This is a genomic window from Halomonas sp. RT37 (genome assembly GCF_040070525.1).
Classification (GTDB): Bacteria; Pseudomonadota; Gammaproteobacteria; order Pseudomonadales; family Halomonadaceae; genus Halomonas; species Halomonas litopenaei.
In genome coordinates this window covers 4,803,745-4,815,346 of sequence record NZ_CP098827.1, presented here as the reverse complement: position 1 = coordinate 4,815,346, position 11,602 = coordinate 4,803,745, and the positions used below count along the sequence as shown (strand labels likewise).

Genomic DNA, 11,602 nt, shown 5'->3' with positions numbered 1-11,602 from the left:
CGGCATCGGCAGCCGTCAATTGGAGCTAGTCCGTCGCTTTCGATGCAGGGCCCAAACGAGTTTCGCCAAGAGCGGCAGGAGCGTGATACCGCTGAGCAGTATCAACGCGACCGTGAGAACGCGGGAGTCGGCGGTAATCAGGACTTCGCCGAACATGACGATCAGGTACGCCGTCGGAAGTACGCCAGCCAGCGTGGCAATCAAGAATCGCCAGAAGGCCAGTGGTGTAAGGCCCGCCGCGTAGCTGACGGCATCAAACGAAATGAATGGCACTAATCGCGATGCGAATACGACGAGCATCAACCCCGTCTGAGAGCGTTCTTTGCCCAGCCAGTTGAGGATGGGACTAGTACGCGACCAGCGATGGATCACCTCATAGCCGAGCAGGCGAGCGATGCCGAAGGCGAGCAACGCGCCGGCCTCAGCACCGATGACCACATACGCCGTCCCCCATAGAGGGCCGTAGATCGCACCGGCCACCATGGCTATCGGCCCACTGGGTATCGGGCTCATGACTATGGCCGCTATCATCATGGCGATAATGGTCAATGGCCCCCAGACCCCCAACTGGCCAACCCACTCACGCAGGGCCTGCTTATTGGTGAGCGTCGATAAGGCACCGGTCTCCATTAGGATCCAATAGAGGATCACCAAGCCAATCAGCACAGAAGCTCCCAACATGAGCCTGTGTTTTACACCGAGCGTACTTGCCATACTCATCTCAGTTGTGTGAGGTGACATCTCATGTCACTCCTGTGCCGTTATGGCGCGTCATTCGACACCTAATATGTTGCGAAGCCGGTCGGTCGACACCGCACCATTGATGCGCTGCACATTACCTTCATCATCGCGGTAATAGCTGGTCGGCGTTCCCGTGGCGCCGGCCTCGCGCATGAGCTGGGCATGCCGCCTAAGAAGCGCTCGACTCTCCTCCGACGGCACTACCGGACTGATGCCGCCATTGCGGAAGTTCAATTCATGGGTTTCGAGGGCTTTGGTTGGGGCATTCGACTCAAGGATCGCGGCCGCCTTGCGGAGACTATCCTCTGACAGAGCGCCGACCAGCACATGACGAAGCTGAAGCTCACCTTGATCGATTAGAGACCGTGAGCTCTTCCACAGCGCATTGCAGTAGGGACAATTGGGGTCGGTCAGCGTATACACGATATGTGACGCACTATCAGGACCTTCCGGAATGAAGCGAGTGTCCTCGAACGCGCTCCAGGTAGCTTCCAGCATCGGTTCCAGCACCAGAGCTTGAAGTTGGTGTTCCATTACAGCGTTGCCCTGAGGATCAATTAAGGTACCGATGATGGCGTGGTCGGAAGTGGAGGGAATATAAGCCGCCACGGGCTCATTATCATAGGACAAGGCATAACCTTGTATATCTCCAGGGGCATTAAAGGTTCCATGGAATTTGAGTCCTTGATCCAATAATGCCGTAATCGATGCGGGTAGGGGGGCTCCAGTAGCGGCTGTACTAATGGCCTGGTGGCCTTCAAGCGAATCGTCCCCCGTTTCCTTCGCCAGAGCGGGGAGCGTAATGAGACCGAACAGCCCTGCAATAACAAGGCAATAAGTGGAATAGATGATTTTCTTCATGAACGGTCTCTTTGTCGCTCTCTGATCAACCCCGGAATCGTGCCTGCTTGTAGCGATGGGCTGTCAGCTATCACGCTTCTTTCCGAAGAACAGATACTTGGCGAGCGCGGCGACGCCAAACACCAGCGCGATAATCAGCAGGATGGAAATGAGCCCCATCCCTGCCATCCCCCACGTGCATGCTTCGCTTCCCATCATCTTGGTCTCCTATTAAATTTTGCTACTCAGACTTGGCGGGCCCGAACCGCCTGGGGTTCACCGCCCGTCACCGGCGAAGCGTCATCGATATCCGGCGTGAAGCGGCGTAGCCGCAACGAGTTGGTCAACACGAAGACGCTGGAGACGCTCATGGCGGCTGCCGCCAGCATGGGGCTGAGCAATACGCCGATGAACGGATAGAGCACGCCCGCCGCCACGGGGATCAGCGCCACGTTGTAGCCATAGGCCCAGACGAAATTCCCGATGATGGTCCGGTGGGTACGCTTGGAGAGCGCCACGGCATTGACGATTCCCCTCAGGTCGCCACGCATCAGCACTACGTCGCCGGCCTCGATGGCGATATCCGTCCCGGTGCCGATGGCGATGCCCACGTCGGCTTGTGCCAACGCCGGTGCATCGTTGATGCCGTCGCCCACGAAGGCGACCTTACCGCCCTCGGCCTGTAGTCGCTTGATCTGGTCTGCCTTCTGGTCAGGCAGCACCTCGGCGAGTACGCGCTGAATGCCGACCTGTCGGGCGATGGCGTCGGCGGTGGCGCGGTTGTCGCCGGTGAGCATCGCCACTTCCAGCCCCAGCGCCTTGAGTGCTGAAATGGCTTCGGCCGAGCCCTCCTTGAGCGGATCGGCCACCGCGATGACCGCGGCGAGTCGGCCGTCCACCGCGGCATAGAGGGGGCTCTTGGCATCCTCGGCAAGCGCCTTGGCGCGCTCTTCCGCCTTGCCGAGCCCAATCCCGAGCCGGTTCATGTAGCGATCGGCCCCTACGTAAAGCCGGTGACCGGCGACGTCGGCTTCGATGCCGTAGCCCGGCTCGGCGCTGAAATGGCTGACGGCCGGCAGCTCGAGTCCACGCGCCTGGGCGCCGCGCACGATGGCATCGGCGATGGGGTGCTCGCTCTGGGCTTCCACTGCCGCGACCAGTCGCAGCACCTCATTCTCGTGCCCCTCGATCACTTCGAAGTCGGTCAGCTCGGGGCGACCCTGAGTCAGGGTGCCGGTCTTGTCCAGCACGACGGTATCCATCTTGGCCAGCGTCTCGAGCGCCGCGCCCTTGCGAAACAGCACCCCCATCTCGGCCCCCTTGCCGCTACTGACCATGATCGCAGTCGGGGTGGCCAGGCCCATCGCGCAGGGGCAGGCGATCAGCAGCACACTCACCGTGGTGACGAAGGCGAAGGACAGCGCCGGGGCCGGCCCGACGGCGAACCACACCCCGAAGGTGATCAGGGCGATGGCGATGACCACGGGCACGAAGACACCGGCGATCTTGTCGGCCAACTGCTGGATCGGGGGTTTCTCGGCCTGTGCCGCTTCCACCATCTTGACGATCTGTGACAGCACGGTGTCGGCACCGACCCGAGTGGCGCGGAAGGTAAGCGCGCCGTTCTTGTTGATGGTGCCGCCGACGACTTCGGCATCCTGCTGCTTGGCAACCGGTACCGGTTCGCCACTGATCATCGACTCGTCGACGAAGGAATGGCCTTCTTCAACGATGCCATCCACCGGGATACGCTCGCCCGGGCGGGCCAGGATGCGATCGCCGGGCACGACGGCCTCGATCGGCACCTCGACCGCTTCGCCATCGCGGATGACGCGGGCGGTTTTCGCCTGCAACTGCAGGAGCTTCTTGATCGCCTCGGAGGTACGGCCTTTGGCGATGTGCTCGAAGTAGCGTCCCAACAGGATCAGCGTCACGATCACCGCCGCCGCCTCGAAGTAGCTCACGGCGGTATCAGCCGGGAAAAAGCCGGGTACCAGCAGAGCGACGACCGAATAGAAGTAGGCGGCGCTCGAGCCGATCATGACCAGACTGTTCATGCCCGGGTTGAGATGTCGAAGTTCGGCATAACCACCGCGATAGAAGCGCGCCCCGGCATAGAACTGCACGGGCGTGGTCAGCAGCCACTCGACGCCCATCCAGCCGCGATGCGGCATCAGACTCGCCAAGAGCGCATCAAAGTCGGGAATCACTTTTCCCATGGCGATGATGACCACCGGGATGGTGAGCACTGCCGCGAGAATGACCCGGTGGAGAAGCTGTCGTCCCTCGCGATCCTCGTCGTCCGCCTGCTGCTGCGACTCGGTTTCCTGCGGTTCATAGCCCGCCTCGCGGATGGCATGCTGAATGCGTGCCAGCGATACGGTCCCCGGCAGGAAACGGACGAAGGCCTTCTGGGTGGTGAGATTGACACTCACCTCCACCATGCCGGGCAGCTTGCCGAGCGCTCGTTCTATCCGCGAGACGCAGGATCCGCAGCTCATGCCGGCGACGGGAATCTCGAGGCTCTCCACCACCGGCTGATAGCCCGCCGTTACGATAGCGTCGAGCAGGCTGGCCGTCGTGGAGCCTCCCTCTATCTGGATCGCCGCCTTCTGTGTGGCCAGGTTCACCTGAGCGTTAATCACGCCCGGCTGCTGGCCGAGGGCCCGCTCAACCCGTCCGACGCAGGACGCACAGGACATGCCCCGAATCTCGATATCGACGTTTTCCGCCATTGCGGTCTCCCCCAACTTGGTTCTTCATCAGCCCAGCGTGCGCGCTTCGGGACTCCTGCGTTACACTGCCAGAAGCGACGAGGCCGCTCATTCGTCCCTATCGGCGATGGCGTCGACGATGGGGCAGCCTTCCTGCATCGGTCCTTCGCCTGTACATTCTTCAAGCGTTTTGGACAGCACAGCCTCGATTTGCGAGAGATGCTTGATCTGCTCGCGAATCTTGTGCAGCTTCTCGCCGGCGATGCGCTTGGCCTGTGCCCGGTCGCCGTTGGCATCCTGGAGGATCAACAGCTCACGGATCTCGTCGAGCGTAAAGCCCCACTGCTTGGCATGGACGATGAATTGCAACCGGGCCACGGCATCCAGGGGATAACGCCGATAGTTGGCTTCCGTCCGTGGGGGGGCGGGCATGAGCTTCTCTTTCTCGTAATATCGGATCGCCTGACTGGCGATCCCACTACGTTCGGCAAGCTCACCGATACTGAGGGTTTGCATGGCTTCACCTCTCGCACTGTGAATCGGAGCTTCTAGCCGCCCGACTGGGCCGGGCAGCCTGAGTCACGAGTCGTGACTTCGACTAGTCCGGTTGGCGCACGACCCGCAGATAGGGTGTCTTGGCATCCCAGCCGTCGGGGAAGTGTTGTCTGGCGTCGTCATCCGTGAGCGATGGCAAGATGATGACATCGTCACCGGTTTGCCAGTCGACGGGCGTTGCAACCTTGTGCTTGTCGGTTAGCTGAAGCGAGTCGATGACCCGCAGGATTTCGTCGACGTTGCGCCCGGTGCTGGGCGGATAGGTCAAGGTCAGGCGAATTTTCTTGTCGGAATCGATAATGAAGACGGTACGCACCGTCACCTTGGGGTCGGCTTTCGGGTGGATCATTCCATACAGCGTCGCCACCACCTGGTCTTCGTCCGCCAGTAGGGGATAGTTCAGGGCCGCGCCCTGGGTCTGCTCGATATCCTTCGCCCAGTCGTGGTGAGAAGCGAGGGGGTCGACCGATACCCCCACCAGCTTGACGCCACGCGCGGCGAACTCGTCCTTTCGCCTGGCAAACGCGCCAAGTTCCGTGGTACAGACTGGCGTATAATCGGCGGGGTGCGAGAACAGTACGGCCCAGTCCTTGCCCAGCCACTGATGAAAGCCAAGCGTGCCTTCGGTGGATTCGATCGTGAAATCGGGAGCTATCTCCCCTAGCTGTAGGGTCATCTCACTATCCTTATCTATGGTAAGTGTCGGATGATGCACTACGCACGATAACCTTTAAGTCAACTTTAAGGTCAAGGGCTTTCGAGGAAAGGAGTCTATTCTTTTACGTTATATCAAAAGGCATTAACTCATGGATGACTTTGAGGTAGGCGCAACCCTTAGAATTCTCTGCCTAACCATGTCCGAAGTAGGCGGCCGGCCCCAGGCTGCTTCGCGCCCAGCACCTTGCCCCCCCCCAGGAAGCGTAACGCCTTGGAATCTCTCTCTTCTATCGGTCTGATTGGCGCCTTCGCCGGCGGGTTGGTTTCCTTCTTCTCGCCCTGCACCTTGCCGCTGTTGCCGGCCTACCTGTCGGTGGTCACGGGCGGGAGTGCCGGCAAGGCCGATAGACGCCTGGAGGCATTGATCCTCAGTGCCTTCTTCGTCTTCGGCTTCAGCATCGTGTTCATCCTGTTGGGACTCGGCGCCAGTGGTATCGGCCAGCTGATGCGGGGGTATCGCCAGGAATTCAACTGGGTCGCCGGCTCGGCGGTGATCGTGCTGGGCCTGTTCATGACCGGTGTGTTCCGGTTGCCGCTGTTCCAGCGCACCCTTCAGTTCACACCGAACGTCCAGGGTGGCTCCCCGCTGTCGGCGACGGTGTTCGGGATCTCCTTCGCCATCGGCTGGACGCCCTGTATCGGCCCCATCCTGGGCGCCATCCTGATGGCCACCTCCAGCGCCGCCAGTGCCCAGGCCGGCATGCTCTATCTCAGCGCCTACTCGGCGGGCCTGGCGCTGCCTTTTCTCGCCAGCACCCTGCTGATCAATCGATTCGCCCTGCATCGGCAAAGTCTGGGTAGGTGGAGCGCCTATGCTCGCCCAGTCGCCGGCACGATCGTTATCCTGATGGGCATCGCCATCGTCTCGGGCACCATGACGCGGCTTTCCAGCATCATGGTCGACTGGTTTCCCTCGCTGGCGACACTGGGATAGTCGGGTCGGCGGCGGTGGCAAGGTGTAACCTGTTCATATCAGCGAGGAGAAACGCCACCGACCACGCAACAGAAACCTTTTGTACAATGGAGGGTTCTTCATGGAAAAAGACCCCGTTTGTGGCATGAGCGTCGATCCCGCCTCGACGGAGAGCGTCGAGCATCGCGGTGAGCGTTACTATTTCTGTAGCAAGCAGTGCGCCGAGCACTTTCGCGAGGATCCAGGCGCCGTGCTTGCCGCCACCTCGGCGGCTGCGTCGAAGCCCAGTGGCAAGGCCAATTATTTCTGCCCCATGTGTTCTGGCGTAGAGAGCGAGGAGCCGGGGGAGTGTCCCAAGTGCGGCATGGCGCTGGAACCCGTCAAGCCGCAACCGTCGTCGAGGGTCCAGTATACCTGCCCCATGCATCCGGAGGTGCGGCAGGATGAGCCCGGCGACTGCCCCAAGTGTGGCATGGCACTCGAGCTCACCCGCGTTTCCGGAGAGGAACGCAGCTTCGAGTTTCTCGAGATGTTCCGACGCTTCTGGGTGGGCGGCCTGCTGACGCTGCCGGTGTTGTTCGTCGCCATGGGCAGCGTGCTGCCCGGTATCGGCCCTTGGGTGGATGAGGTGCTGCCCGCCGGCAGTGGTCACTGGATCGAACTGATCTTTGCCACGCCCGTGGTGCTATGGGCCGGATGGCCATTCTTCCTGCGTGGCTGGAAGTCCCTCGTCACACGCAACCTCAGCATGTTCACGCTGATCGCCCTCGGTGTGGGGGCGGCCTATGGCTACAGTGTCGTCGCCACGCTCGCCCCTGGGATATTCCCGGCCACTTTCCGTGACGCCGATGGCTCGGTCGGCGTGTATTTCGAGGCGGCGGCGGTGATCGTCGTGCTGATCCTGCTCGGTCAAGTGATCGAGGCCCGCGCCCGCGAGAAGACCGGCAGTGCGCTGCGCGCGATCCTCGATCTCGCGCCGCCGACCGCACGACGCATCGATGCCGAGGGCAATGACGAGGAGGTCTCGCTCGACGAGCTGTGTACCGGTGACCGTCTACGGGTACGCCCCGGTGACAAGGTGCCGGTCGATGGCGAGGTGCTCGAAGGCCACAGCACGCTGGACGAGTCGATGGTGACCGGGGAGTCCCTTCCCGTCGAGAAGCGCGAGGGCGACACGGTCATCGGCGGCACCGTGAGTGGTCAGGGCAGCTTCGTCATGCGCGCCGACAAGGTCGGCGAGGACACGGTGCTTTCGCAGATCGCGGAAATGGTGGCCGAAGCGCAGCGTTCGCAGCCGCCCGTTCAGCGGCTTGCCGATGTGGTCGCCGGCTATTTCGTCCCCGCGGTGGTTATCGTGGCGATCCTGGCATTTATTGCCTGAGGGATCTGGGGGCCACCGCCGGCGATGGCCTACGCGGTGATCGCCGCGGTATCGGTGCTGATCATCGCGTGTCCCTGTGCGCTCGGCTTGGCGACGCCGATGTCGATCCAGGTTGGGGTCGGTCGCGGGGCCCGGGCGGGCGTGTTGATCAAGAATGCCGAGGCACTGGAACGTTTCGAGAAAGTCGACACCCTGGTCGTCGACAAGACCGGCACCCTCACAGAGGGTAAACCCCGGGTCGATCCCTCAAGCCCGTTTCCGGCAGTGATGAAGCGCAGTTGCTGCAACTTGCCGGCAGCCTCGAGCGAGGCAGCGAACATCCGTTGGCCGAGGCCATTGTCAGTGCTGCGCAAGAGCATCATGTCGAGCTGAGCGATGCCAGCGATTTCGAGGCGGTGACCGGCATGGGGGTCACCGGTCGGGTCGAAGGACGCGAGCTTGCGCTTGGCAATGCCCGGCTGCTCGAAACACGTGGTGTGGAGGCGCGGGAATGGACGCAGCGTGCCGAGACGCTGCAAGCCGAAGGGCAAACCGTGATGTTCCTGGTGGCCGATGATCAGGTCATGGGACTCATCGGTGTCGCGGACCCGATCAAGGAAACCACCGCACAGGCGATCCGGACGCTCAAAGAGGATGGCCTGCGCCTGGTTATGCTCACCGGCGACAACCGTACCACCGCCGAAGCCGTGGCGCGCCAACTTGGTATCGACTAAATTGAAGCGGACGTACTGCCGGAAGATAAAGGGCGTATCGTGCGCGAGCATCGCGAGGCCGGGCGCGTGGTCGCCATGGCCGGCGACGGCGTCAATGACGCCCCCGCCCTGGCCGAGGCTGACCTCGGTATCGCCATGGGCACGGGGACCGATGTCGCCATCCAGAGCGCGGGGGTGACTCTGGTGAGAGGGGATCTCTCCGGCATTGTTCGCTCCCGCCATCTCAGTCGCTGGGTGATGCGCAATATCCGCCAGAACCTGTTTTTCGCCTTCGTCTACAACAGCCTGGGGGTGCCTCTGGCCGCCGGGGCGCTGTTTCCGTTCACCGGCTGGCTGCTCAGTCCCATCTACGCCGCCGCCGCGATGAGCCTGAGCTCGGTCTCGGTCATCGCCAACGCACTGCGGCTACGCGCCGCCAAGCTATGAGCCGGGGCCGCCGACAACCATAGAGGAGGGGGAGCATCATGGCTTATGTCGACCTGCAGCGACGTAGCGTATTGCGCCGCATCGGCGGTGTGGCGGCGTTGTCGACCCTGGTGGGGGCCGGGGTATGGACCGGGAGATATCGCCCCGCTCTGCGGGCGGCGTCCGCGTCAACGGCCATGGGGGGGCCCTTCGACGTCGACCTGCGTGTGCGAGCCCGTCCCGACAAGGTGGCTATCCTGCCCGGTGCGCCGAGCGACGTCTGGCGCTACACGGCCGAGCGAATCGTCGGGCCTGAAGATACCCTGACGCCCGTGGGTGAGAGTTATACGGGGCCATTGATTCGCCTGCGTCGTGGTCAGCGCTTGCGGGTACGCATCGACAACGATCTCCCCGAAGACACCACCGTGCATTGGCATGGTCTGCACGTACCACCGGACGTGGATGGTCAACCGCGCCTGCCGATCGCGCCAGCGACGAGCATGGCGGTCGCCTTCGATGTCGTGGATCGTGCCGGTCTGTACTGGTACCACCCCCATCCTCACGGCCCCGATGGTGGCCGGGTTGGCTTTCAGAGTTACGCCGGCCTTGCCGGTCCACTGATCATCAACGACGACGCCGAGCGTGCCTTGGAGCTCCCCGACGGAGAGCGGGAACTGGTCCTCATCCTGCAGGATCGCACCTTTAGCAATGGCAATGAGCTTCAGTACATCGACGATGGTGGCATGGGGGCGATGATGACCCGCATGCAGGGCTTTCGCGGGGAGCGGGTACTGGTGAACGGCCACCCGGACGCGCGACGCGAGGTGTCCACGCAGCCATATCGATTGCGCCTGCTCAACGGCTCCAACTCGCGCATCTACAAGCTGGCCTGGAGCGATGGCCGGGCGGTGACCGTCATCGGCACCGACGGTGGCCTGCTCGCCAAGCCCGAGCGGCGCCGCTCGGTCACACTGGCGCCGGCCCAACGGATCGATCTGTGGGTCGATTTTGGCGACACCGAGCCGGGAGAGTCCGTACAGCTGGTGAGCGAGGAGTACCAACTCGGCATGATGGGCGAGCGAATGGGCGACATGATGGACCGGGGCATGATGGGCGATCGAATGGGCGGCATGATGGATCGAGGGATGATGGGTGATCGAATGGGCGAGATGATGGATCGAGGCATGATGCGCGACATGATGGGAAGCGAGCGGCTCTCGCTAGTTACCTTCGCCGTCGTCGCACGGGCGAACGATGCGGAAACCCTGCCGGAACGCTTGGCTCAAGACCTGCCGGCCTCCCCGGTTCAGGCCGATACGCCAGTACGCCGCTTCGAGCTGGGCATGCGCATGATGCAGGGGTTCACGATCAACGGCCGGCAGATGGAGGGCGCGACGGTGGCAGATGACGAGATCGTCCGGCTGGCGCAGACGGAGATCTGGGAGTTCGTCAACAACACCATGATGCCGCACCCCATGCACGTTCATGGACTGCAATTCCTGGTTCAGGAGCGGATATCGGCGGGCGGCAAGACGGACCTGCACGATGGGATCATCGACGCGGGATTGCATGACACGGTGCTGGTGTTCCCGGAGGAACGGGTGCGCATCGCTCTGACCTTCAAGGACTTCGAGGGGTTCTACATGTACCACTGCCACACCATGGAGCATGAGGATGCCGGTATGATGCGCTACTTCAAGGTGGTGGCATAACGAACCGGTCTGGTTTCGATCACACCGTATTTCGATCACCTGGCAACCACACGGGATGACGATACAGATGTCCTTCTACGAGAATCGTGTTCTGCCGCATTTCCTCCACCTGGCGTGTGGCAACACGGTGGTCGATCGTCAGCGGGCGGCCGTGGTGCCGCAAGCCCGGGGCCGTGTTCTGGAGGTGGGTATGGGGTCCGGGCTCAATATTCCCCACTACGATCCGGACCGGGTCGAGCTGGTCTGGGGGCTCGAGCCTTCCGAAGGCATGCGACGCAAGGCCCGCCACAACGTCGCCAGCGCACAGTTCGAGGTGCGCTGGCTGGACCTGCCGGGCGAGGAGGTCCCTCTCGACGACAACAGTGTCGATACCGTGGTGCTCACCTACACCCTGTGCACGATTCCGGACTGGCACCGGGCGTTGGAGCAGATGCGTCGCGTGCTCAAGCCGGGTGGCCAACTGCTGTTCTGCGAACACGGCACGGCGCCCGACGAAGCCGTACGCCAGTGGCAGCGCCGTATCAATCCCCTGTGGCGCAGAGTGGCGGGGGGCTGCCATCTCAACCGCGACATACCCGAGCTTATCGGGCACGCAGGCTTCGGTATCCAGCGGATGGAGACGGGCTATCTTTCGAAGGTCCCGAGGTTCGCTGGCTTCAATTTCTGGGGGGGTGCTGTTCCCCGCTGATCAAGCTCGCGTGTAATGAGGCGATTCCCCGAACAACTGGCCATCCACTTCGATGGCGGTGCCATCCACGAACACTGGCACATAGCTCAGGGTCTTGACCTGATAGTCCAGGATCGGCGGCGCCAAGTGCCTTGCCCAGTAGCGAGCGATGCTCTGGAGCGCGTCGAGGTGGACCGTCCCCATGCGTACCAGGTATTTGCCGAGGCGGCCTCTCGCCGGCACG

10 protein-coding genes and 2 pseudogenes are annotated in these 11,602 nt (G+C 62.4%); 5 read left to right on the top strand and 7 right to left on the bottom strand.

Annotated features, from left to right (window positions below; all coding sequences use genetic code 11):
- Positions 1-15: 15 nt before the first annotated feature.
- The 6 genes from NFG58_RS21000 to NFG58_RS20975 all read right to left on the bottom strand — a co-directional run bounded on the left by NFG58_RS21000 (position 16) and on the right by NFG58_RS20975 (position 5,526).
- The gene (locus NFG58_RS21000) at positions 16-741 is read right to left on the bottom strand and encodes a TVP38/TMEM64 family protein (RefSeq protein WP_348827302.1); all 726 of its coding nucleotides are present in this window, start codon (positions 739-741) and stop codon (positions 16-18) included.
- A gap of 30 nt (positions 742-771) precedes the next feature.
- Positions 772-1,602, bottom strand: coding sequence for a thiol:disulfide interchange protein DsbG (gene dsbG / locus NFG58_RS20995; protein WP_348827301.1), 831 nt, complete (start codon positions 1,600-1,602; stop codon positions 772-774).
- A 63-nt stretch (positions 1,603-1,665) separates the two neighbouring features.
- A complete protein-coding gene (locus NFG58_RS20990; RefSeq protein WP_275886765.1) occupies positions 1,666-1,800 on the bottom strand; it encodes a hypothetical protein in 135 nt (44 codons plus the stop codon).
- A 26-nt stretch (positions 1,801-1,826) separates the two neighbouring features.
- Positions 1,827-4,316 (bottom strand): heavy metal translocating P-type ATPase, encoded by a 2,490-nt coding sequence (locus NFG58_RS20985; protein ID WP_348827300.1) that lies wholly within the window; start codon positions 4,314-4,316, stop codon positions 1,827-1,829.
- A gap of 87 nt (positions 4,317-4,403) precedes the next feature.
- Positions 4,404-4,811 carry a heavy metal-responsive transcriptional regulator gene (locus NFG58_RS20980; protein WP_045991689.1) on the bottom strand — a complete coding sequence of 136 codons (408 nt, stop codon included), beginning with the start codon at positions 4,809-4,811 and terminating at the stop codon, positions 4,404-4,406.
- An 82-nt stretch (positions 4,812-4,893) separates the two neighbouring features.
- Positions 4,894-5,526, bottom strand: coding sequence for a peroxiredoxin (locus NFG58_RS20975; RefSeq protein WP_045991690.1), 633 nt, complete (start codon positions 5,524-5,526; stop codon positions 4,894-4,896).
- A 252-nt stretch (positions 5,527-5,778) separates the two neighbouring features.
- Here NFG58_RS20975 and NFG58_RS20970 point away from each other — a divergent pair, with 252 nt between their 5' ends.
- The 5 genes and pseudogenes from NFG58_RS20970 to NFG58_RS20950 all read left to right on the top strand — a co-directional run bounded on the left by NFG58_RS20970 (position 5,779) and on the right by NFG58_RS20950 (position 11,379).
- Complete coding sequence (locus tag NFG58_RS20970; RefSeq protein WP_124804560.1) at positions 5,779-6,501, top strand: cytochrome c biogenesis protein CcdA; 723 nt, start codon at positions 5,779-5,781, stop codon at positions 6,499-6,501.
- A 100-nt stretch (positions 6,502-6,601) separates the two neighbouring features.
- Positions 6,602-8,233 (top strand): annotated as a pseudogene (locus NFG58_RS20965) (HAD-IC family P-type ATPase).
- Positions 8,140-9,000, top strand: a pseudogene (locus NFG58_RS20960) (HAD-IC family P-type ATPase). Before NFG58_RS20965 ends, NFG58_RS20960 begins: the two co-directional pseudogenes overlap by 94 nt.
- Before the next feature lie 38 nt (positions 9,001-9,038).
- Complete coding sequence (locus tag NFG58_RS20955) at positions 9,039-10,691, top strand: multicopper oxidase domain-containing protein (RefSeq protein ID WP_348827299.1); 1,653 nt, start codon at positions 9,039-9,041, stop codon at positions 10,689-10,691.
- Between the two features lie 67 nt (positions 10,692-10,758).
- A complete protein-coding gene (locus tag NFG58_RS20950) occupies positions 10,759-11,379 on the top strand; it encodes a class I SAM-dependent methyltransferase (RefSeq protein WP_035470151.1) in 621 nt (206 codons plus the stop codon).
- On the opposite strand, the gene NFG58_RS20945 is transcribed toward NFG58_RS20950, so the two are convergent.
- Entirely contained in the window at positions 11,380-11,562 is a 183-nt protein-coding gene (locus NFG58_RS20945) for a hypothetical protein (protein WP_035470154.1), read from the bottom strand. It lies immediately after the preceding gene.
- Positions 11,563-11,602: the final 40 nt, after the last annotated feature.